Here is a 23,385-nt window from a genome sequence, read left to right as displayed (position 1 = left end):
TATGTTTTACCGTTTTGCCCGCAACCTGCTGCACTTTTTCTTCTGGTTTGCCTTTAAAATCGACGCTGAGGGGCGCGAAAACCTGCCGAAAGACAAGGGCTTCATCGTGGCGAGCAACCACCGCTCCAACTGCGACCCGATCTTCATCGGGGTGATGCTAAAGCCCAACCTCACCTTCATGGCCAAAATCGAGCTGTTCCAGCTCCCGGTGATCGGGCGGCTCTTCTACTGGCTGGGCGCCTTCCCGGTCGAGCGGGGCAAGGGGGACACCGGGGCCGTGGACTTCGCCATCAAAACGGTGGAGGAGGGGAAGATCCTCGCCATGTTCCCCGAGGGGACTCGCTCGCTGGACGGCAAGCTGCTGCGCCCCAAGTCCGGCTGCGCCCTGATCGCCGGGGCCAGCGGCGCCGACGTGGTGCCGACCGCCGTCTGCTTTGGGGAGAAGCTGCATTTTCGCAGTCATATTACCGTCAAATTCGGGAAACCTATTTCCCGGGAAGAGCTGGGCGTTTCGGCCTCCTCCCCCGCCACCATCAAGGCGGCCAGCCGGCTGATCATGAGCCGGATCCAGGAGCTGCTCGACAGTGCGGAGGACCGCCCATGACGATCACGGTGGCGGGGAGCGCGGGATTCTGCTTTGGGGTGGACCGGGCGGTGCGCATGGTGCAAAGCGAGCTGGGCGCGGGAAAGCGGGTGGCGACCCTCGGGGAGATCATCCACAACCCCCAGATCGTGGCGGAGTTCCGCCGCCGGGGCGTGCTGGTGGCCGACAAAATTGACGAAAGCCTTTGCGGCTACACGGTGGTCATCCGCTCCCACGGCGTTGGGAAGGACGTTTACCGTAAACTCGCGCAATTTGGGATCGAGACGGTGGACGCGACCTGCCCGTTCGTTGGCAAGATCCATAAGATCGTCTCCTCCCAGGAACCCGACACCGTCATCCTGGTGGCCGGGGACCCGCAGCATCCCGAGGTGCAGGGGATCGTGGGGCACGCTTCCTCCGAGGCGTTTGTCTTCCAGAGCGCGCAGGAGCTCGCAAATTTATTAACAAATTGTAAATTTCCGCCCGATGCCCCCAAAATAATGGTCGCACAGACAACTTTTAACCGCAACGAATGGCAGAAATGCGAAGAAATTCTAAAAAAGGTATGTACACGCTTCACAATTTTTGATACAATATGTAGTGCTACAACTATGCGTCAGCAGGAGGCCGAATCATTGGCGCGCGAGAGCGAGCTGATGGTCGTGATCGGCGGCAGGCATAGTTCAAACACCAAAAAGCTCTATGAGATCGCCTCACAGTTTACCCGCGCGGTGCTCATCGAGGATGCAAACGAGCTTTCGGGTGTTACCATGGCCGGCGTCCGTAAGGTAGGGATTACGGCGGGGGCGTCCACACCGGCCTGCATTATTAAGGAGGTACAAAAAACAATGAGTGAGAACCAGAACAACCAGGAAGAACTGAGCTTTGAGGAGCTGCTTGACCAGTCCTTTAAAAGTACATACACGGGAGAGAAGGTCACAGGCGTTGTGACCGGCATTGCGCCGAATGAAATTTCGGTCGATATCGGCACCAAGCACGCCGGATACCTGCCGGTTTCGGAATTTACCGACGACCCGCAGGCCGACATTTCCCAACTGGTACACAAGGGCGATGAGCTCGAACTGATGGTGGTCCGGGTCAACGACGTGGAAGGCACCGTCATGCTCTCCAAGAAGCGCCTCGATGCGATCGCGGGCTTTGAGAAGGTGATGAACGCGGTCGACACCGGCGAGGTTCTCGAGGGCGTTGTCGTGGAGGTCGTCAAGGGCGGCGTGCTCGCGCTCACCAACGGGGTTAAGGTCTTCATCCCGGCCTCCCAGGCCACCATGTCCCGCGGTCAGGACCTGAACACTCTTCTCAAGCAGAGAGTCGAGTTCAAGATCCTCGAGGTCAACCGCCAGCGCCGCCGTGCGGTCGGCTCGATCCGTGCCGTCAGCGCCGAGAAGCGCAAGGAGCTCGAGGAGAAGTTCTGGACCGAGGTCGAGGTCGGCAAGCATTACCAGGGCACCGTCAAGAGCCTGACCTCCTACGGCGCGTTCGTCGACCTGGGCGGTGTGGACGGCATGATCCACATCTCCGAGCTCTCTTGGCAGCGGATCAAGCATCCGTCTGCGGTCGTCAAGGAGGGCGATGTGGTTGACGTCTACGTCAAGGACATTGATCCCGAGAAGAAGAAGATCTCCCTGGGCTACAAGAAGACCGAGGACAATCCCTGGGTCATTCTCCAGAACAAGTACCAGGTGGGCGACGTCGCCACCGTCAAGATCGTTTCGATGACCACCTTCGGCGCCTTCGCGCAGCTGATCCCGGGTGTGGACGGGCTAATCCACGTCTCCCAGATCGCCAATGAGCGGATCGGCAAGCCCTCCGACGTGCTGTCGGTCGGCCAGGAGGTCCAGGTCAAGATCACCGAGATCGACTTTGAGAACAAGCGCGTCAGCCTTTCGATCCGCGCCCTGCTGGAGGAAAATGCCGAGCAGGAGCAGGAAAACGAGGATGCGGCTCCCACCGTCTATGAGGCGGCTCCCCCCTCTGAAAAGAAGGAAGAGGCTCCGGCTGAGGACGCCGAATAATTTACAATTAAAAAGGAGGCGGTGTGATGAATCACACCGCCTCTTTTCTGTCTTTTTCTTTCCACCTTTGGGCCGCCAGAGGGGCGAGCAGGGTGGTCAACACCACCAGCGCCCACAGGTTCCCATCGAGAAAGTTAAACGATTCCAGGTAGTCCGAAAGCCCGCCGCCCGCCATCAGGAGCATGCCGAGCTCGAACAGGTTGGTAAGCGCGCACCAGAGGATCCCGAAAACAAGATAGTCCCTCCGTTTGCACCCGGCGATCCGGGGGATGAGGAGGCGGGCAACCAGAAGGATCGCCCCGCTCAGGATAAGGCCGCTCAGCGGAAGTGCTAGCCTGCCGAGCCCGGCCAGGACAACCTCCCGCAGCCCTCCGTTCAGAATCGCCAGCGGGATGATCAAAGCCCAGATCCCGGCCGCCTGCAGATATTTTTTCATATGCCTCCCCTTTCCATTGAGGAAAAACAAAGGGCCGGTTGTTTTCAACCGGCCCTTTTTCTACTTATACAACGCTCGGGTTATTTCGCGGCCTTCTTCGCCTTCTTATACTCCTGCCAGCAGACCCACAGCGGGCCGGACAGGAAGGTGGAGGAATAGAAGCCGGCGATAATGCCGATCAGCAGCGGGAACGCGAAGGTCAGAATCGAGTTCACATCGCGCACGACCGCCACAATGCAGATGACGATCATCGCCGTCGCGGTGGACAGCGAGGTGTTGATCGAACGGGTCATCGACTGGTTGATCGACTTGTCGACCAGCTCGCCGATGTTCGCCTTGGAGCCGTAGCGCTTCTTGTTTTCCCGGATCCGGTCGTAGATGACGATGGTCGCGTTGATCGAATAACCCAGGATGGTGAGCACCACCGCGATGAAGTTGTCGTTGATCGGGAACTTGAAGAGCACAAAGGTGAGATAGACGATCATCACGTCGTGCAGCAGGGCAACCACGCACATCACGCCCGCGCTCCAGCCGCCGATCCGCCTAAAGCGGAAGGCGATATAGACGACCATCAGCAGCGCCGCGATCGCCACGGCCACCAGGCACTTGGCGAAAAATTCCTTACCGATGGTGGGGTTGACATTGTTGACCGCGAAGGTCTCAATGGCATTGTCCGGGAACTGCTGCTGCAGCGACTCGGTCAGCGCGCCCTGGTCCTCGACCGAGAGGCCGTCGGCGCTGGTCAGGGACACGACGTAGTTCATATTCCCGGTGGCCACGTTGGTCTGCTCCTGGATATTGACCTTCTGGCCGAGCTTCTCCTCAATTGCCTTCTGGAAGGCGCCCCCGTCGAGGTCGCCGGCATGCGAATAGGTGATGATGGTACCACCCTTAAACTGGATGTCGAGATTGACCCCGAAGATCAGGGTGGCCAGCACCGTCAGGACGACAAGGCCGATGGAAATACCGAAATAAATTTTCCGGTTTTTCATGAATGCTATCTGTTTCATTCGTCAACCCCCCCATAGAGCCAGAGCTTGCGGAACGGCTTAAATTTGGAAATGGATTTGAGCATCAGGCGGGTCGCCGTCACGCCCATGATGAAGTTGAGAATCACGCCGACGAGCAGGGTGTAGCCGAAGGAATAGATATTGCCGGCCGTCGCGGGCCCGAACATGCTGAAAATGGGGCTGAGCATCTTGGCGAACAGGCTGTCGGTCGGGCCGAACGAGCCCATCAGGATAACGGCCACGATGATCATGGTAATGTTGCTGTCGAAGATGGCCGCAAAGCCGCGCTCAAAGCCGCTGTCGATCGCGCCGTCGAGCGTCTTGCCCGCGCGGACCTCCTCCTTGATGCGCTCGGCGGTGATGACGTTGGCGTCAACACCCATGCCGATCGAGAGGATCATACCGCAAAGGCCCGGCAGCGTCAGCGTGAAGGATGGGATCGCCGGGAAGTACCCCGTCACGCCGATGATGATGCCCGCCACCTGGCCCATCAGGGCGATCACGGCGACCACGCCGTTGAGGCGGTAGTAAAGGATCATGAAGATGGCGATCAGGATGAACGCGATCACCCCGGCCAGCACCATGGCATCCCGCGCGCCCATGCCGAGCGTCGGCGAGATGGAGTTGTAGTTTTCGGTCTCGAGCTTGAAGGGCAGCGCGCCGGCGTTGATCTTATTGGCAAGATCCTTCGCCTCTTCGATGTCCCCGATGTTCGAGATGACGGCGTTCCCGTCGGTGATGTGGGCCTGCACCTCGGGCGCGCTGATCATCAGCTCGTCCATCCAGATGCTGATCCGCCCCTTCGGGCTCTCCTGCGAGAGCCGTCCGGTCGCCTCGTCGAACGCCTTGGCCCCCTCGCTGGTGAGCTTTAGGGAGACCAGCGGCAGACCCTGCTGGTCCACCACCGCCTGCGCGCTCTCGACCATGTTGCCCGAGAGGATCACATTCTCGGCGGTGATCCCGGCGGGAAGGCCGTTTTCATCGGTCTCCATCCCTTCGCGGAAGGAAAGCAGCGCGGTCTCGCCCAGCTCCTGGATCGCTTCCTCGGGGTTGAAGTCGGTCTCGTTTTCCTTCCAGGGGAAACGGACGATGATCCTGTCTTTCGCGGTGTCCTTGTAGACCTCATAGTCCGCGATGTTCTGATTGATCAGGCGGGTCTCGATGACCGCCTGCGCCGCCGCCAGCTCATCCTCGGTCGCGTCCACTCCCTCGGGCGGGGTAAAGGTGACATCCACGCCGCCGCGGATGTCGATCCCCCAGCGAATCGTGTCCGCGCCCTTGATCCAGGTCTTGGTCACGTCGCCGTATTGGGTGGAAATACCGAAGAATGAGGTGTACGTCAGAAACACAATCAGCAAAGCGACTATGAAAAACACGGGTTTGCCAACTTTTTTCATCTGAAAGCCTCCGTTTGATATATGGGATTCCCATATATTTTTAGAATCGTCCAAGGGCGCATAAACGCCAAAGGACGCCGCGCCCAGCTGGAAATTGGCCGCCCCTTACGGGTTGTCCATTTTGGCGCGGCGACACACCTCCCGCAGCCCCGCCGCGAAGCGGTTCCACTGTGGGGACCGCTCCCCTTCAGGAGCCATAAAGATGCGACACTCATAAAGTTTATTATAGTAAAATCTGCACATTCTGTCAATCTTTTAATCCATTCCGGCCCAATTAAATCGGCTTTCCTGCTCCCGCCAAGCCCGTTTTCTATGCCACTTGGTAAATTTCCTTCAGCAGGCGGATGCCGCTCCTCGTTTTAAACACCTTTTGCAAGGTGTTTAAAATCGCTTTTTCGCCCATCCCGCTCTCATCGGCATTGACCAAAAAATCGGCTTCCAGCAGGATTTGATAATCCATGCCGTCCACATTGGTATAGGTGTGGTGGTGGGCCACCAGATAGCAGACGCGCTCCACCAACCCGTCCGGGCAGCCCGTCCCATCCAGAAACTCCCGGGCAAGGGCCTCCCCATGTTCCTCCTGGCGTTTGCCGTTCGTATTGCCGTACTTCTCCCGGCAGAGCGGGCAGGCGATGTCATGGACGATGGCGGCAACTTCCAATGTCCGCTGCGTAAGGGGGTCCAGCCCCTCCAGCTCACCGATCGTTTTGGCATAGGCGTGGACCTTCAAAAAATGATTGATGTCATGCAGATTCCCGTTATAAAACGCGATCATCTTTTCCACAAGCGCGCCGGTTGTCACGAAGCATCCCCCTGTCTCTTGATCAGGCCTATTTCTCCTCGTCCCCATAGACCGCGCCCCGGCTGCCCGAGGTGACGAAATGCGCATAGCGGCCCAGATACCCCTCCACCTTCTTTTGCGGGTGGGAGCGGCGCTCGACCCGTTCGGCGAGGGTAGCCTCCTCCACCAGCAGCTCGAGCTTGCGGTTCGGGATGTCGATGAGGATCTTGTCGCCGTTTTCCACCAGCCCGATGGTCCCGCCGGCCGCCGCCTCGGGCGAAATATGCCCGACCGCGGCGCCACGGGTGGCACCTGAGAAGCGCCCGTCGGTGATCAGGGCGACCTGCGCGTCCAGCCCGCGCCCGGCGATCGAGGCGGTGGGGGCGAGCATCTCCCGCATGCCGGGGCCGCCCTTCGGCCCTTCGTAGCGGATCACCACCACATCCCCGGGGACGATCTCCCCCGCCAGGATGGCGGCGGAGGCGTCCTCCTCGCAGTCGTAGACCTTGGCACAGCCGGTATAGGTCATCATCTCGGGCGCGACCGCGCCCTGCTTGACCACCGCGCCCTCACTGGCGAGGTTGCCGAAGAGGATGGCGATCCCGCCGTCCTTTCGCACCGGCTCCTCGAGGGTGTGGATGATCTTCCCGTCCGGCGCGGGAGCGGCGGCAATCCGCTCGCTGACCTTGCCGCTGACGGTCAGGGTGTCGTGGATCATCCCGCCGCGGTAGAGCTCCTTTAAGACCGCCTGGATCCCGCCCACCGCGTCGAGGTCCTGGATAAAGACCTGTCCCGCCGGGTTGAGCTTGCAGATCTGCGGGGTCTTGCGGCCGACGGCGTCGATGTCCTGAAGGCTGATCGGCACGCCCGCCTCGTGCGCCACGGCGGTCAGGTGGAGCACCGTGTTGGAGGAGCAGCCCAGCGCCATGTCCGAGCGCAGGGCGTTCTCGAACGCCTCGGGGGTCATGATGTCGCTCGGGCGGATATTCTGTTCCAGCACCTTCATCACCTGCTCGCCGCTCTCCTTGGCCAGGCGCAGCCGCGCGGACATCACCGCGGGGATGGTGCCGTTGCCCGGCAGCGCCAGGCCGATGGCCTCGGTCAGGCAGTTCATCGAATTGGCGGTATACATCCCCGAGCAGCTGCCGCAGGTCGGGCAGGCGGTGTTCTCCATGGATTCGAGCTCGCGCTCGTCCAGCTTCCCGGCCGCGACCGCGCCGACGGCCTCGAAGGTCTCGTTGAGGCCGACCCGCTTGCCCTGGAAGGTGCCGGCCATCATCGGGCCGCCCGAGACGAAGATACACGGCAGGTTCATCCGGCAGGCCGCCATCAGCATGCCGGGCACAATCTTGTCGCAATTGGGGATAAAGACCACCGCGTCCATCGGATGGGCGGTGAGCATCACTTCAATGGAATCCGCGATCAGCTCGCGGGAGGGCAGAGAATATTTCATCCCCCGGTGGTTCATCGAAATCCCGTCGCAAACGCCGATGGTGGAAAACTCGAAGGGGACGCCGCCCGCGTTGCGGATGCCGTCCTTGACCGACCTTGCGATTGCGTTTAAATGCATATGTCCCGGGATGATCTCGCTGTGGGAATTCACCACACCGATAAAGGGACGTTTCATCTCGCTGTCGGTCACGCCGAGCGCCTTCAGCAGCGAGCGGTGGGGTGCGCGCTGGTAGCCTGTTTTGATCTGATCGCTGTTCAAACTTCTTCCTCCCTACTCTTCCCCGCGGGCTTACCCCGCGCCGGGCCGAAACTTCTCAAAATTTCTATTCTTTCAGTTTAAAACCTGTGGGAGGCTTTGTCAATCAAAAAGTTTGCCTGCATGCCCGCAGACGGCAGTTTTTTGGCGGCCGGTGGCCGCAGAGCCTACCCGGCTGCGAGTCTCACCTTTTCACCGGCCGCAGGCCGGGGAGAGATTGTGGGGTGAATGCCTCCGAGGGAGGCAACGGCCCCCGCACGACGAGTCCTCTTTTCCACGTGGAAGAAGGTTAAGCCCTTTTCAAAGAAAAGGGCTCCGGAAAGACGAAAAAGAGGGGGAAGTATCCCCCTCTTTTTATGTACCCCCTCGCGCGCGACCACGCGCCAGCGTGCAGCATTTTTGGTCGGGCGCCAAAAATGCGTGCGCCCAGCTGCCCGCACCCGCCAGAAAGGTATGGCGCCATCGGCGCTTTAGACCCTTGAGAATTCCTTATTTCCTGCCTTCCATATAACGCGCATAGGCCTCCCGCAGCTCCTGCGCGGTATCCTCCGGGCAGGTGGGGTTGCAGTGCGCCCAGGCCCCCGTCTCGCTGGAGGCGTTGAACTTCTGCTTATCCGCGCTGCGCATCGGCGGGAAAAACTCGATGTGGAAATGATAATATTCCCCGGCGTCCTCGCCGTTGACCGGGGCGTTGTGCATGCACATCATATAGGGGAATTTGTAGTCGAACAGGCTGTCGAGCATGCCGACCGTGTCCCGGATGGTGAGCCCCAGGCTCTGGCGCTCCGCGTCGTCGAGCTCGGTGATATACCGCACATGGCGGTTCGGGAAGATGTAAACCCCATAGGGGTACTCGGTGAAGAAGGGCAGGAAAACGGTAAAATGCTCGTTGCGAAAGATGATCCTTTTTTGGAAGTCCAGCTCGTTTTTCAGCATATCGCAAAAGAGGCAGGCCCCGTGCTCCTGCTGATAGGCCTTGGCGTTTTGCAGCTCGAGCTCGAGCTTCTTGGGCACGAAGCTGTAGCCGTAAATCTGCCCGTGCGGATGGGGCATGGTGACCCCGACCACGTCTCCGCGGTTTTCAAAGATGAAGACGTACTTGATCTTCTCGTCCTGTGAGAGCGCCTCAAACCGCTCGCACCACAGCTCGACCAGCTTACGCATATGCCGGTCCGACAGCTCGGGCAGCACGGTGGTGTGCCCGGGCGAGTAGAGGACGACCTCGCATTTGCCATAGGCCTCCTTCACCTTGAAAAAGTCGGTGGCCACGTCGTCGGGTGCCGGCGGGTCCTGCGAGAGCGCCGGGAAATCGTTGTCGTATTCGTAAACCTCATAGTCCTGCGGTACCTTGCCCGAGCCCGGGCAGAAGGGGCACCAATCTTTGGGCATCTGCGGGCGCGCCTGCCGGTGGGAGGCGATCATCACCCAGTCTCCGATCAGCGGATGCCATCTCAGTTCAGCCATATCACACTCTCCTATCTATCTTCCCAAACCTGTGGTTACTTCGCATAGCCCGACCGGCCGGATGGAGAGCACATGGCAGCTCCCCGCGCCGAACACCCCATCAATCATCGCGCGGTATCCGTCCAGCAGGCTTTCCGGCACGAACGCCTGAATGGTCCCGGCGATCCCGCCGCCGTGCACCCGCCAGGCCCCGCCCTTCCCTGCGAGCAGGCGCTCGGATAGCGCCAGGGCCACCGTCAGCCCCTGGCGGGCCGGGTCCTTGCAGGAAAAAAGGTTTTGCAGGTACATCGCCGAGGAGCGGCCCGATTCGATGACCAGCCGGCAGAAGGTGGGGAAATCCCCCTCCCGCAGCGCCGCTACCTGGCGGGGCACCCGGTCGTTGTCCGCATAGAAGTGGACGGCCCGCACGATGGCGCGGTCGCTCACCTTGCCGTAGATTTGGCCGAGGCCCTTATAAAACTCCTCGGGCGGCACCTCGCGCAGCACCTCTTTCCCGAACTGGGCCGCCACCGATTTCATCTCGGCGGGCATCGAGGCGTAGTCGTCGGTCAAGTCGGCGTGGTCCCCCTTGGTGTCCACGATGCACAGCCGGCTGCCGCTGTGGGCGAAATCAAAGTCCACCTTCTCCACCACCGGCTTTTGCGGGTCGTCAAAGTCGATGGTCACAAACCCGCCCACCGCACAGGCGGTCTGGTCCATCAGGCCGCAGGGCTTGCCGAAATAGACGTTCTCGGCGTACTGGGAGATCTGGGCGATCAGCACCGGGTCGAGCGCGCCGCCGTTATAGAGGCCGGACAGGATCGTCCCCACCAGCACCTCGAAGGCGGCGGAGGAGGACAGCCCCGAGCCGCCCAGCACATCGGAGGTGGTGCAGGCGTCAAAGCCCCCGATTTTCAGCCCCAGCTGCATAAAGCGCGCCGCGATCCCGCGGACCAGGGAGGCGGACCGGCCCCGCTCACTGTCTTTTTCCGCCAGCTCCCGCAGGTCGATCACGTCCTCGGGGTACCCTTCCGACTTGATCCGGATGATCCCCTCATCATTCGGGCAGGCCGCGGCAATCACATCCAGGTCCACCCCCGCCGCGAGCACCCGCCCGTGCTGATGGTCGGTATGGTTCCCCCCCACCTCGGTGCGCCCGGGCGAGGAGAAGAGCGCGCACTCCTGCCGCCCGTACCGCTCGCCGAAGGTGCGGATGAGGTCGAGATACCGCCGGCGCTGGGCGAGCAGGGTCCGCTCCTCACACCCATAAAGGTAGCTGAAGGCGCGGTCATACTCCCCGCCGCCGATCCTGCCGCTAAGTCGCTCCAGATTCTCCATAACGCTTCCTCCCTTTTTCTGTCTGCTCCCGCCTGTTATCTGATTCTATACTACCCTCCCGCCCGGGAAGATGCAATTTGAAATTGTTCCGAGAATATGGATTTCTGTTGCAAAACCCGCATTTCATAGTGTATAATGGCAAAGAATAGAAAAGCGGGGCCGTATCCGCCGGGAGGAGGTGCGCGTTTGGCGCAGCAAAAGGACTATTTCAAGCTCTCCTATAAGGACAAGACCCGCGAGAGCCTGACGCTGGGCGTCTACAACTGCGGCGCGCAGAAGTGTACCGGGGCCTACAGCTGGGGCGAAGGGGTGCGGGACCACTACCTGATCCACTACGTCGTCTCGGGCAAGGGCTACTACAGGGCCCGCGACACGCTCTATTCCCTCGGGCAGGGGGACCTGTTCATCGTCTATCCCGGCCATACCGTCAAATACTGGGCGGACGAGGTCGACCCCTGGGAATACGACTGGGTGGGCTTTGCGGGCAGCGAGGCGCGCTTCCTCATCGGGCGCACCGACTTTTCCCCGCAGCAGCCGGTGCTGCACTATGAGGACAAGCGGATCCCGCAGTCACTCGCCGCCATCATCGAGGCGCGGGGCAGCAGGCTGTGCGATCAAACACGGATGATCGGTCGGCTGTACGAATTCCTCGCCCTGCTGCTCGAGCTCTCGCGCGGCGCAGACCGTCCCGAGGACGGCTTCGACTATGTGGGCAGCGCGGTGCGCTACATCGCCTATAACTATTCCGCCGGGATCGACGTCTCCCAGATCGCCCGGGAGATCGGCGTCAGCCGCAGCCACCTCTACCGCGTTTTTATGCAGAACCTTGGGGTGACCCCCAACGAGTATCTCACCCGCTACCGGATCGAAAAGGCCTGCGAGCTGCTGGGCGGGCACCGCCTCCCCATCGGCTCGGTGGCAAGCTCGGTCGGGTACGAGGACCCGCTCTATTTTTCCCGCGTCTTTAAGCGTCTGATGGGGCTGTCCCCACGCGACTATCAAAAAGGACATGCCGGCCAGGCCAACAAAACATAAAGGAGTTTCATCATGCTGGATTTTTTGCTCAGCTCCCTGCAGGATTACCCCTATCTCTATGTCTTTCTGATCTCCATGCTGCCAATCATCGAGCTGCGCGGCGGGATGATCGCAGCCATCACGGCTCTCGGGCTGCCCTTCCCTTCCTCCTATCTCGTCTGCGTCATCGGCAACCTCCTGCCCGTCCCCTTCCTGCTCCTCTTCGGGGAGCGGGTGCTGGTCTGGTGCGCGAAGCTCCCCAAGATCGGCGGCTTCTTCTCGCGGATCCTCGTCAAGGCGGACGAAAAGGCCCACAAGATCGGCAAATGGGAGCTGCTCGGGCTCATGATCTTCGTCGCCATCCCCCTCCCCGGCTCGGGCGCCTGGACCGGCTCGGTGATCGCCACCCTCCTGCGGCTACGCCCGCTGTACGCCTTCTTCGCCATCGCGCTGGGGGTCCTGCTCGCCGGGGTGATCATGGGCTTCGCCTCCTTCGGGCTGCTCGGCGTGCTGCAAGCCGTGCTGTCGTAAAACAACATCATTGATTAAAAGTGTCCGCCGCCCTGATTACAGGGCGGCGGTTTTGCATCGCAAAGTAGGCCCCCGGCAAAGCCGGGGGCCTATCCATACAAAAAACCACCTGCAGCTTACAGGTGGTTTTTTTATCTTCAAAGTACGGGGTTTTCGGATACGGGGGGATGTACCCGAAGTGTACCTTGAAACAATGGTTGCCCCATCCCGCCCATCCGCGGCGGCTTACACCGCCGCGGATGGTTTTAGGAGGGTTCCCCCGCGCCGCCGCTAGGGCAGCGCGACGGGGATGTCTTCAGGGTCTTGCGGTTCCTCGGGCGGCGGCTCGGGTTCGGAGGAGGAATCCTCCTCCTCGTCCTTCGAGCTGCTGCCGAAGTCCCAGATGTCGTCAGGTACGATCACATCCGGCTTGGAACTGCTGCTTGAGCTCTCGCCTCCACCGGAGGAGCTGCTCTCCGATCCGCTCGAGGACGAGCTGCTGTCGGAGGACGAGCCATCCGAGGATGTGCTGCTGTCCGAAGAACTGCCGGAGCTCGAGGAGCTCTCGTCCTGCGAGCTCGAGGATTCATCCCCGGAAGAGCTGGATTCGTCCGTCGAGCTGCTGCTCACGTCCTCCTGTGGAATTTCTTCCTCAGGAGGCGTGAAGACATACAGCGAACGGCTGCTGTAGCTCGGGGAATCGAGCAGGCTGTAGCTCGCAGCGCTTGCCGAGTCGGTGCCCGTCGAGATGTCCCCGATGGAGAAGTCGTCGAGCATACCGGTCTGGGCTTCGGGCGAACCGGAGTCAAATTCACCAGTTCCGATAACTGCCGGATCCTTGGTGTAGTCTCCCTTCACCTGGACGCTGAACTTGTAGTAGAACGGGTCGTGCGTGCCGGAGGCATTGGGCTTACCCACTCTGTCGAGGCCGCTCGTGCGGTTATCGGCCACTCCTTCCGACTGCCTCTGCGGGTCGTTGAGCGGAATGCTGTAGCTCTTATCGGTCTCATTGGTAACCTCTACGATGACTTCTGAACCATCCGTATTGGTTACAACACTAAAGTTTGCCTTGGCATCCATACTCTTATAGAGCTTGAGCATGAAGTTACCCGCGAAGGATCCGGTGTATTCCACCGTCCAGTTGGCTGTCGCCGGATCGGTAGACCCGTCGATGCCGCTGGTCTTGACCGCCGCGCTCGCGTCGTCAAGCGGGTAGACCGGGAAGGTGATGTCCGCTGCCTTGAGCTGGACGAACGTCTTGGTGGTCTTGCTGCGCTGGTCGGAGGTCAAGTAGAGGGTGTTGCCCGTGGTGACGCCTGTGTTGTCCGGCGTACCGAGCGCCCTCAGATTGAGCACATACACGCCGCTCGCGCTGCCGTCCGTATGCTGCTGTGCATAGGTTTCGATGTCGGACGCCGCATCGTAGCTCGTCGCTGTAATTCTGCGGGCCACGACCTCGTCGGCCGTCGTTCCGGACTCTGCGTTCGCTTTGTGCTGCAACTGGGTGTAGTAGGAATTGGAAGCGTCCACATTGGAAATCGCATTCCAGCCCAGCGTGACCTTATCGGTCTCATAGACCGGCTCGTTGATCTGCGGTGTGCTGAGCTTAGAAAGGCCTATCGGAGCGGTCGTGGCGGAATCCTCGTACTCATCCTTGAGCGCCGTATCCGCCTTGGTCCGCATGCTTACCTGGTAAGCCAGGTTCGGCGTAGTCGCCGCATTCTTAAACATCTCCGCAATCGGCAGCACGTATTGCTTGGTGCCCTGTCCGGCAACCGGAATGGTCTGGTAATCGAGCCAATTTGTGCCATCCGAGGTCCACTTGAGGACTATTTCGTATCCGGTGATTTCATTCTTGTTAGCGGCCACGATATCCCAGTTGACCTTCACCTCCGGCGTAAAGTCGGCGATGCCGTTCTTGTTGTTGTTGGTTGCCGTCAGGTTGACGTTCTTCGGTGCCTCAAGAGTGGTGGCGTTGTACAGCCGGTTGTGGGCGTCGCTGACGTTCTCGGTGTTGACCGCACTGTTATAGGTATGGGCCGTAACCTTGAACTGATAGTTGCCCTTCTGCGAGAAGACATTGTCGATCTCGATGTAGTTACCGGCTGCGGAAATCTGCGCATTGGTAATGTTCTCGCCGATCTTCGCATATTCGCCATAGTCTGCCCCGTCCAGGGCCTTGAAGCGCATCTCAACAGAATAGCTCTTGGCTCTCGGGTCGGTGGTGATCGGCAGTTTGAGCTTGGCGCCGTCCTTCTCGATTGTCTTACCGGCAGGCGGCGTCGGCGCGGCCAAACGGCCCGCGTCGAGGGTGCCGGCCGCAACGCCGTCGATCGTCAGCTCGGTGTTGCCGTCCAGGACCTTCGAAGAGGTATCCTTCAGGCCGGTGACTGTTCTCACGAAGTGGGCTTTGCCAGCCCTGAAGTCATTCAGGGTTTCGAGCTGGAAGGTGTAGAGGTGGTTCGATTTTCCGGCGTCCGCCGAGCCGTTATCCACGCTGTCCGTGAGATCGAACTCGCTGACGTTCTCGAGTTCCTCCTCCAGCACCTTGCCGCTGTTCCCGCTCAGCGTCAGCTTGAAGCGGGTGGCGTTGCTGTCCGTACTGGTCCACTGCGCCTTGACTTGGTCGTTTGTGCCGTTGTTGGTCATCTGGAACCACGGGTTCTGTACCGGCGAGACCGGGGTCAGCGCTTCGGTGGTGACCGTCGCGGCCGCCGAGGTCAGGTGAATTTCTCCGCCGGCCTCAATCGGGGTGGCATCGCCAATGGTGCGCAGGTAGACGTCGAACGGTGCCGCAATGCTTGCGCTTTGGTTGGCGTTGGAGATCAGGTTATCGATCCGCGCCGGACTGTGCATCCCGCTGCTCCGTGCACTGTCTATCGGACTCGATGTCCCTTGGCGCATGACCAGGATGTTGTTGCCGTTGGTCACGTCGCTGGTGAAGTTGACGAAGTACTGCTTGCCGTCAGCGTCGGTGCTGAAGGCCGGGTCAGCGGCAACAGGTGCCTTGTAGCGGAACGCCCGGATGGGCAACGTCTCGCTTCTGAACTGGGAAATGTTGCTGCTGTCCGGTAGGGCGACAACCTTGACGCTGTAGTCGCGCGCGGCCGTCGTCTGCGCGGTGATGTCCACCGACATGTAGCCATCACTGCCCGCAGAGGCAGGTCCGCTTACCTTTTCAGTCTTTGTATCGCCGTCCACGACGTAGCTGATTTCCACTACGTGGGAGGCCGCTGCCGCAGTATTGCCGCTGGCTACGCCAGGCTTCCATCTCGCGGTGACACTCGGGAGAGTATTCGCGTTAGAGCCGTCATCGGTGATGGTGCCGTTTTGCAGAGTAAAGTCAGTCGGTTTGGCGACCGGGTTGCGGGTCACCTCGACACTGGTCTGCGCCTTCTGCACGCCGTAGAGCGCGCTGTTATACGCGACAGGGGTGACATGGAATTCATAGGTCTTGGTGCCCGGCAGGTCGAGGTACTTGTTGATGTCGATGGTGATATTCTTACCCGCTGTATCGGTCCAGTCGGTCCAATCAATTGCATCCACGCTGTCAACATGGGCACTGGTCTTGATCGTATACTTGACCGCATCGTTATTCTGTTCCTTGACCACAATCTCATAGGAATGTACCCGTTTATCAGTGTTGGTGAGACTGAGGGTATAACTTCCGTCGGTATTCGTCACCAAAGCGTCCGGCTTGGGCAGCAGCACTGACTTCACCGGGTTCATAGTCAGCGCGCCGGCGGTACCCTCCTGCGCCAAGGCAGTGGGATCGGAATCCACCGTCTGCTTGGTGAAGTCGCCCTTGGCGACGACCTGGAAGCCGTAGCTGTGCTCGTTCTGGTTGTCGAGGTAGCCGCTGACCGTGGTCAGGTCAAGCTCGGTCACACCGCTGGCAACTGTCACCGGATCGCCGAACTTAACGTCATCCTTATATAGGATAACTTCGTAACTTCTCGGCGCCACAGCGCCACTCTGAGTCCAATGGGCCACCGCCCTGCCGCCGGTGATGTTCAGCGGGGTGATGTCGATGGACAGATCGATCGGGGTGGCTTCCTTAGAGAAGGAGGTCGCCGCGTTCGCGTAGGTAATGTCGGAGGTCAACTTGATAATACTCCGGCTGGTACCCGGCGCACTCTGCTTATCGCCCGACTTACGCACACCGAGGCGGAAACCGGTAGCCTCCGAGATATGCCTCGTCACATCGATCGGATAGGCCGTTGTGCTCGTGATGTTCTTTTCAACAATCTCGGCTGCCAGCGACCCGCTGGTCTCCTTGTCGACCTGGTAGGTCCATGCGCTGTCCAGATCGAAGGAAAGTTTCGCGCTGTCCTCGGAGAAGCCGAGAGTCGCGCTGGCCGGTTTGCTCAGCTGCTGAACGGCGAGCGGTTTATCGGATTTCTGCTCGACGAAGAAGATGCTCTCCGCCTTCGGGACCGCCGTAACACTGAACTCATAGATTCCGGGCGTCTCGACGGCGATCCTGCTGCGGATGTTTTCCACCGTCTCCGCAAGGTCGGCCTTAGGCGATACCGTGAAGGTCGTTTCCGTTCCGCCGTCAACGGAGTAGGAAATCCGGTACTCCTTGAGCATGGCGGCCGCGCCGTCGTTCGGGGTGCCCTCGAGCTTCATCGTCATATTGACGGGAGAGGTCACCTTGAGGTAATCGTCCGTGGAGGTGTCGCCCACCGCCGCCGAGAGCGCGAGGTTCGCCGCGGATGCCTTGTTTTCTCCGAGATAGGTAAACGGATACTTGTAAGTCCGGTTGTCCGGCGCCTTGATCTGTACCGACGAGCGCAGCTTCGGATTGACCGGGTTGGCCGTGACGGTACAGCTGAACGCGGTATCCGCCTTCAAACCGGCCGTGCCGCTGCCGGTGATATCGAAGCGGTTCTTGTTGCCGGTAACCTGAGTAGCCGTGTAATTGGTCGGGCTGCTCGGATTGACCGTAACGTCGACCTTGTAGCTCTTCACCACCGGGTTCGCCTCGGTGTCTTCGGTGTTGGTGATGGCGAGATAAGCCTTATTGTTGGCCATATCCGGCTCGTCCTTCGCGGTGAAGGTATTCAGCGGACCGCTCATCACGGTCGGGCTGACCTCCTCGTCGGAGGCGAGGTAATGCTCGTCGGGATTGCCGTCCACCACCAGCTGCATGGCGCGGGAAACGCCCACGCAGTAGTGGTTGGTCACATCCGGATCGACCCAGCTGTCAATCGGTTCGTCATTGGACGAAACCAACTGGCTGGACCCGGCAACCAGCTCACCCTTGCGGTCTTGCTGGGTACCCTTATAAACATTCAGGTTATACTGTGTCCCGGCCGGTACGTTCGCCGGCAGGGTCCAAGTCGCGTTGACCACACCATTCTGCCTTTCAGCATCTGTCTGCGCCTCGGTGCGGATCTTGACGTCGGTCAGGGCCGGCCATTTCTTGAGCTTAAAGCTGGTGCTCGCCGATGCTGAGGGCAGCATGATGGTACCGCTGTCCGAAACGGGCCTCTGGCCGCGGGCGAAGACAGAAACGGTGTTGTCCACCGCGGTATCCACGCCGGCGTCCATCTGCTTGAGCTGTTCGGTGATCGACCGGGTTACCTTCACATCGGAGATCTTGTTGACCAAAACCGGATTGATGGCAGGCTTTGAGAAGGCGATCTTATAACCGCCGTTGCCCGTCACGCCGGCCCACTCGAGGGACAGGTCGGTGTTCGTCCACTTCTGCTCCAGATTCTGCGGAGCCGCCAGGCGGGTGACGTACTGCTCAACCACCGCCGAAGAGGTGTGGCTGGCATCGCTGCCGACCAATACAAGCTGGGCGGTGATGACATACTCGCCCGGATCGCTCATAGCGGTGAGCTGGTAAGCGGTCGTTTCTCCCGCATTTGCACCCACGGTCACGGTGCCGAGTGTATTGCCGGAGCCCTCCGAGCTTCCCGGGGTGTAATCCGCCTTGTTATAAACCTTGAGCTCGAGCTGGGCGCTGCGCCCCTCCTGCGCCGGCCAAGTCGCCTTGGCGGTCGGGATCGTCGCATTGTTGTCCGGGTCAAAGTTCACGACAATGGTCGGTGCCTCAAACGGCGTAATGTCCTGGGTATAGTCCACATCCGCCGTGCCCTCATAGGTCGCGTTGACCGCCGCGTTCTTCGGCGTCGCGCTCACCTTCAAGGTATACGGCGCCGACATACCGTCGCCCGCCGCCTGGCGCAGGATTCTGGCGATGTCGATCGAGATGTTACCGTTATCCGGCACCTCGACCGGCTGAGTGGTATAGCTCTTGCCCGCATCAGAATCGGTCAGCTCAACGGTGTAGCTCGCCGCGCGCCGGTCGGGGGTAAAGACCAGGTTGATGCCGTTGTCGGTCTTGATGTTCGCCTCGGTCAGCACCGGCTTGACGAGTCTACCGCCATCCACCTGCCCGGTGGTTTTTTCGTCCGAATCGAGCAGGAACTGCGCAAAGCTGCCGACATAGGAAACCGCCGCGCGGTAGTTCTCTCTCGTCGCCGACTCCTGATCAATCGCCGGGCTGGTCTGGCCGAAGGTGTAGGACGCGCCGCCGGTCTCGGTGTCAAACTGGCTGCTCGCTCCGAGGACGTCGGTGATCTTCAGCTTTTCGCCGGAGGGCGCGTAGACCCTCATCTGGTACTTCGGCGTATAGCCGGTATGGCCGGCCAGCGAGATCGGATCGGACCAACTGATCTTGGCCTTGCTCTCACTCGCCAGGGAGGTGATGTCGAAGCTGGCCGTACTGGGCGCATCGAGCTTCTGGATCGCTTGGGTCCTGGTAGCAGAATTGTCCGAAGTCAGGGTCGCACCGCTCTGGGTACTCTTATTCCCCACCGCCGCCGCGCTGGCCGTATAGGTCCCGGCGCCGTTGGCCCGGATGGTCTCCTCACTCAGCTCGAACTTCACATTGCCTTCGGTATCCGCATTCTTCTCGGACATACCGATCGTCGCGTTCTTAAAGCTCAGATTTACTTTATACTTCTGAACGCGCTCGCCGCTGAAGTTGATGGTAATGGTCTTTCTGCCGTCGTCGCCCACGAAACAGGGGTCGGCCGGCGTCGGCGCCGCCAGACGAGTGACCTTGAAGACGCTGCTCAGCGCAGAAGAATAGTAGCTGAGATCGCCTTCCTGAGCCAAGGCGCGCACCGTGATCGAGTAGTCGCCCGCGGTCTTGGTCAGATCGGTGATGTCGGCCGAGTAACTGCCGTCGGCATTCTTCACCGTCTCGACCTTCTGGCCGCCGAGCCGCACCTCGTAGCCGCCGAACTTGCCCGCCGCAATCGCTTCATTGACAACCGTGCCGTTGGCGATCTGCAGGGTGGATCTGCTCTCGTAGAGGTTGGCTTCCTCGGTGTGCAGCGAGAGATTAGGTACATCAAGCTGCTTGATCGAGGGATCGGCGCTCAGATCATAGTAGACATCGGTCGAATCATTCGCCGCGTTGATCAGCGGGTTGTAGGGATTGGCAATCACATTGATCGTAAACTGGGTGACCGGAGCCGCGGCCGGGCCTGCGACGCCTTCGCCCAAGGTGGGGTTGACATGGGAGTAGATGATATCGGTGATATCGACTCCCACATCCGGATCAACGGTCCTCACCGTCACGCTGTCCAACACCTCGACGAAATTGCGCTTATAAATTTTGACCGTATAGCTTTCCACCTGCTTGGGATCCAAGGGCTTACTGCTGTCGGTGGACATCTCGGTCGGGAACTTGACCATGACTCTGCCGGTATCGGGGTCGAGCGCGGTTACAATATCATTGAGTGCAAACTGTTTAAACTTACCGCTGCGCACCGGGGTCAGGGTCGAAGCTTCCTGATAGGCCGAGCCGAGAATCCACTCCGCCTTCGTTGCACCTTCGGTTTCGGGCAGATCGTCCGCCACCCGGATATAGAAGGTGTTGTCGCACTGCACGCCGTCAGGATCAATCCAACCGCTTACGTCGAACGAGGTAACCGGTCGGTTTTCGCCATCCTTGGCGTTAATTGTACCAGTCTCCGTCGACTCGGAGATGTCCTTTTTAACGAACTTGTATTCGTACTTCAGCGCTTTGTTGTTTCCGGTCCAGGTCGCGTTGACCGCAGTCTGCCCCTCGGCATAGCTGGTGTCGATCTTTACGTTCGGAATGACCGGAGCCTTATAAATATCCTGCTGGGCTCTCTCACTGTCCAGGGAATTGAGGATCACCCAATTCTCCGGGTTTGCGGAACTGCCCGTGCTCGGGCTGCCCAGCGCACGTACAGTGGCCAGGTACCGGGTGGTCACGCCTTCAACCGCATTTGCAACCATGTCAGAGGTGATATCGATCTTGCCGCCGGTTGCGGTCTCGTCGACCACGGCGTTGGCCGCACCCGTATAGGTCACGATCGCCTGGTATTTCTGTCCGGCCTCGCCGGTATACTTAAGGGAAATCTTGCGGCCGCTGGAGCCGGAAACCGCCTCATATTCGGGCGCAGCGGGCTGAGCCAGCCTCCGGATGTTGACAATCGCCACATCCGAATCGCTGACTATGGCCTTATTCGAGATTGCCTGAACCTTGAGCCGGTAGTCGCCGCCGGCCTGATCCTGCTTAATATTTAGGCCGATGGAAATCTTCCCTTCAGCGTCAGGAGTCAGGCTGCCGGTGTAAGGATTGGCTACCTGCGTGCCATCAGTTCCGTCTGCGTTGACGTTGTACAGCTCGACCTTATAGCGGTCGAAGCCTTCCTCCAACGTGGCAGGCACATTCCAACGCGCTTCGACGGTCGCATGGCTGTCGGAAGCGAGCCCCTCCACCGTGACGCCGGGCGTGTTGAGCTTGCCCATCTTATAGGTGAGCGAGGCAACATCTGAATCGGTGTTCAGGTGGGTGTTGCGCGCGATCGACTTGAGGGTGACATTGTAGGTATATGCCTGATCCGTCTTAACCGCGCCTAAGAACACCATCGGCGGGGCCGTGCAGGTGGCCGGATCGAGCGTCTGATCGTTGCGCCTGATCGTGCCGTCGTACCGCGCGGCGCGATCGTCGGTGGTGAAGCCGGAAATTGAAAGATCGTCGCTTTCAGGCGTTGCCGAGCCGCCGGACGGGGTCTTGAGCTTGCCGGAGACCGCCTGCTGCTTGGTGGGCTCGGTGTTGTCCACGCTCTTGCCCGGGTTTTCAGGCGCGAGCATGCCCTGGTTGCCCTTCGCGGCGAGGTCTTCCTCGATGGTGACCTCGACGGTGTAGGTCATGGTTTCAGTGGGATTGACCACACGGTTAGGCTCCGTTCCGCCGGTGCCCTTCCCGCTGACGTCCTTGGTCTGGGCATTGGCCACGTTATAGCTCGTGGTTCCAGCCAGCGTCCCGGCGGCACCCTCGCCGACATAGTTGTAACGGGTCACAACATAGTCGACATGGTCATAGCCGGCCGGGCCGGTCCAGCCCGCGACAATCGCGGTGTTGAGATTTTTCCGCGAATCCACCTCCACGTTGGTGGGCGCCTCGAAGCGTCCCAGCACGTAAGGCCTCGTGGTTACAACGGACTCCACGGAAGGCAGATAGGTCTTATTGTTGGTGTGATTGACCGCACGGACCGTAGCGGTGTAGCTGCCTACGCCGCCGGCCTTGATCTTATCGGTGACATCCAGGCTGTAGGCGCCGCCGCCAAGGCTCTGGATGCCCGTCTTAATGGTCTGGGAGGTGGCGCTTTCGCCCGTCCCCTCGGTGAGGGTGACAACGAAATCCTGCTCGGTCAGACCGGGCAGATTATCGCCATAGCCGTTCGAGAATCCGAGGGTAATCTTCGTCTTGGTCGAAGTGAACGAGACGTTCTCCGGCCTCTTGTAACGGCTGATCTTCGCGATACCCGGGTCGGAATCGACCTCGGTCAGGCTGTCCGGATCGGCCAGCGCGACCACGCTGACTTGATATTCGCCTGCGTTTTTCAGCGCGTCGGTCACGTCACAGGTGTACTTGGGCGGATCGCTGCCATCGCTCTCGATGACATAGTCCACGCCGGCCACAGTATTCTCCCCGAGCTTGACGCTCAGCCTATAGTCGGCGGGCGTGGTCCCGGAAATACCGGTCCAGGAAGCGGTTGTCGTCCGATCAATCCCCTGAAGAGGATCGGTTGTGAGGGTGACGGTGGGCTTCGCCCGCTTGGCCACGCTGATGGTGGTGTTGCCGCTGCTGGTTCTGCTCTCATTGGAAGAGGCGTTGAGCAGGCTGTTATAAGGCTCGGCGGTGATCAGCACGGTATACTGCTCGTTGGTCTTGCCCGGGTTCGCCGCGAACTGGGCTTTCAGGTCTCCCATGACCGCTTCCGTCACGTCGTAGCCCGCGCCGTCCGAGGCCCCCAGGGTGAGCGGCCCGACAAGAGTCTGGGCAGAGCTGTTCTGGATGGTCACGCTGTAGCCCTGGATATTGGCGAGCACTCTGTTATCGGTAACCGGCGAGAAGGTGAGCAGGACCTCATTTGCATCGCCCCGCGCCAGCTTGACGCTCGAGGGGGCGACCTGCGGCAGCTTGCCGCCGTAGACCTTCCCGGTGCCAGAGACCGGGGCGGTGCTCAACGGGATAAACCCGCGGCTCAAATCCTCCTGCGCGGTGATCCGTGCCGTGTACGGGCTCAGGGTGGCGCGCGCCTGGTCGATCGCCTGATCTTCCAGGGTCCAGGTGCCGCCGGTGGCCTTTTCATAGGTGGCGGTCACTTCGGTGTCACGCAGCACCTCGACCTTGTAGGGCGCCGGGGCCGGCAGCCCGCCGTCGGCCGGGGTATAGGCCCATTTCGCCTCGGTGATGTTCGCAGTGGTGGGAGGCGCGTTGATGGTTGGCAGCGGATCGCTCTCCACCTTGGTCTTATAGATTTCCACTTCCGGGCTGCTCTCGGACCAGGCCGAGCTCAGGTAGCCGTAGCTTACGCTGTCACCCTCGGCGCGCACCGCGACGGCATATACACCGCTCGTGATCGCGCTCTTGCGCAGCGTCGGGGTGACGTCGGCGCTCGTCTGCGCCTTTGCCACAGAGATCGTCTCGCCCGCCACGTCCACATAGCTGGCACCGTCCTTCTCTTGCAGCTTGACGGTGTAGCCGCTGTTTTCACGGCTGCCGTCAACCCAGCTCCAGGAAGCCTTAATCTGATTGTCAACCCCGCTGGCGCCCGCGGCCGGCAGCG

Annotated in this window: 12 protein-coding genes (1 of these 12 running past the window's edge); 4 read left to right on the top strand and 8 right to left on the bottom strand. The window is 60.3% G+C overall.

The genetic code is table 11. From position 1 onward, the window contains the following. Window position 1: 1 nt before the first annotated feature. Both B5477_RS03120 and B5477_RS03115 read left to right on the top strand, forming a co-directional pair. Window positions 2–604: a lysophospholipid acyltransferase family protein gene (locus tag B5477_RS03120; RefSeq protein WP_079698347.1), complete on the top strand. Its 603-nt coding sequence runs from the start codon at window positions 2–4 to the stop codon at window positions 602–604. Further along, window positions 601–2,616 (top strand): bifunctional 4-hydroxy-3-methylbut-2-enyl diphosphate reductase/30S ribosomal protein S1, encoded by a 2,016-nt coding sequence (locus B5477_RS03115; protein ID WP_079698346.1) that lies wholly within the window; start codon window positions 601–603, stop codon window positions 2,614–2,616. The genes B5477_RS03120 and B5477_RS03115 overlap by 4 nt, the downstream gene beginning before the upstream one ends. A gap of 31 nt (window positions 2,617–2,647) precedes the next feature. On the opposite strand, the gene B5477_RS03110 is transcribed toward B5477_RS03115, so the two are convergent. From B5477_RS03110 to B5477_RS03080, 7 genes are all read right to left on the bottom strand, one after another. Continuing rightward, a complete protein-coding gene (locus tag B5477_RS03110) occupies window positions 2,648–3,052 on the bottom strand; it encodes a hypothetical protein (protein WP_079698345.1) in 405 nt (134 codons plus the stop codon). A gap of 80 nt (window positions 3,053–3,132) precedes the next feature. After that, window positions 3,133–4,062 (bottom strand): protein translocase subunit SecF, encoded by a 930-nt coding sequence (gene secF, locus B5477_RS03105; protein ID WP_079698344.1) that lies wholly within the window; start codon window positions 4,060–4,062, stop codon window positions 3,133–3,135. Next, window positions 4,059–5,459: a preprotein translocase subunit SecD gene (locus B5477_RS03100; protein ID WP_079698343.1), complete on the bottom strand. Its 1,401-nt coding sequence runs from the start codon at window positions 5,457–5,459 to the stop codon at window positions 4,059–4,061. The genes secF and B5477_RS03100 overlap by 4 nt, the downstream gene beginning before the upstream one ends. A 310-nt stretch (window positions 5,460–5,769) precedes the next feature. Beyond that, window positions 5,770–6,261 (bottom strand): HD domain-containing protein, encoded by a 492-nt coding sequence (locus tag B5477_RS03095; protein ID WP_079698342.1) that lies wholly within the window; start codon window positions 6,259–6,261, stop codon window positions 5,770–5,772. Window positions 6,262–6,289: 28 nt separating this feature from the next. After that, on the bottom strand, window positions 6,290–7,951 hold the full coding sequence (gene ilvD / locus B5477_RS03090) for a dihydroxy-acid dehydratase (RefSeq protein WP_079698341.1): 1,662 nt from the start codon (window positions 7,949–7,951) through the stop codon (window positions 6,290–6,292). Window positions 7,952–8,437: 486 nt separating this feature from the next. Beyond that, window positions 8,438–9,412 (bottom strand): galactose-1-phosphate uridylyltransferase, encoded by a 975-nt coding sequence (gene galT / locus B5477_RS03085; protein WP_079698340.1) that lies wholly within the window; start codon window positions 9,410–9,412, stop codon window positions 8,438–8,440. A gap of 15 nt (window positions 9,413–9,427) precedes the next feature. Then, on the bottom strand, window positions 9,428–10,729 hold the full coding sequence (locus tag B5477_RS03080) for a galactokinase (RefSeq protein ID WP_079698339.1): 1,302 nt from the start codon (window positions 10,727–10,729) through the stop codon (window positions 9,428–9,430). A 186-nt stretch (window positions 10,730–10,915) separates the two neighbouring features. On the opposite strand from B5477_RS03080, the gene B5477_RS03075 reads away from it, so the two are divergent. Both B5477_RS03075 and B5477_RS03070 read left to right on the top strand, forming a co-directional pair. Then, window positions 10,916–11,764 carry a helix-turn-helix domain-containing protein gene (locus B5477_RS03075; protein WP_242942106.1) on the top strand — a complete coding sequence of 283 codons (849 nt, stop codon included), beginning with the start codon at window positions 10,916–10,918 and terminating at the stop codon, window positions 11,762–11,764. A 12-nt stretch (window positions 11,765–11,776) separates the two neighbouring features. After that, complete coding sequence (locus tag B5477_RS03070; protein ID WP_079698337.1) at window positions 11,777–12,274, top strand: COG2426 family protein; 498 nt, start codon at window positions 11,777–11,779, stop codon at window positions 12,272–12,274. 270 nt (window positions 12,275–12,544) lie between these two features. Here B5477_RS03070 and B5477_RS03065 read toward each other — a convergent pair whose 3' ends face one another. Continuing rightward, a protein-coding gene (locus B5477_RS03065) for a fibronectin type III domain-containing protein (protein WP_079698336.1) crosses the window boundary here: on the bottom strand, window positions 12,545–23,385 show its final stretch. 19,435 nt of this gene lie beyond the right edge of the window; only the last 10,841 of its 30,276 coding nucleotides appear in the window; its start codon lies off the right edge, out of view; it ends in the stop codon at window positions 12,545–12,547.

The organism is Provencibacterium massiliense (assembly GCF_900169495.1).
In the GTDB taxonomy this organism is placed as follows: Bacteria; Bacillota; Clostridia; order Oscillospirales; family Ruminococcaceae; genus Harryflintia; species Harryflintia acetispora.
The sequence above is the reverse complement of the archived record's forward strand: the minus strand, read 5'-3'. Positions and strand labels throughout refer to the sequence as shown.

Coding starts and splice junctions, on each gene's coding strand:
- B5477_RS03080 (WP_079698339.1), bottom strand. CDS start 10,729: ATGGAGAATCTGGAGCGACTTAGCGGCAGGATCGGCGGCGGGGAGTAT.
- B5477_RS03115 (WP_079698346.1), top strand. CDS start 601: ATGACGATCACGGTGGCGGGGAGCGCGGGATTCTGCTTTGGGGTGGAC.
- B5477_RS03110 (WP_079698345.1), bottom strand. CDS start 3,052: ATGAAAAAATATCTGCAGGCGGCCGGGATCTGGGCTTTGATCATCCCG.
- B5477_RS03100 (WP_079698343.1), bottom strand. CDS start 5,459: ATGAAAAAAGTTGGCAAACCCGTGTTTTTCATAGTCGCTTTGCTGATT.
- secF (WP_079698344.1), bottom strand. CDS start 4,062: ATGAAACAGATAGCATTCATGAAAAACCGGAAAATTTATTTCGGTATT.
- B5477_RS03070 (WP_079698337.1), top strand. CDS start 11,777: ATGCTGGATTTTTTGCTCAGCTCCCTGCAGGATTACCCCTATCTCTAT.
- B5477_RS03120 (WP_079698347.1), top strand. CDS start 2: ATGTTTTACCGTTTTGCCCGCAACCTGCTGCACTTTTTCTTCTGGTTT.
- galT (WP_079698340.1), bottom strand. CDS start 9,412: ATGGCTGAACTGAGATGGCATCCGCTGATCGGAGACTGGGTGATGATC.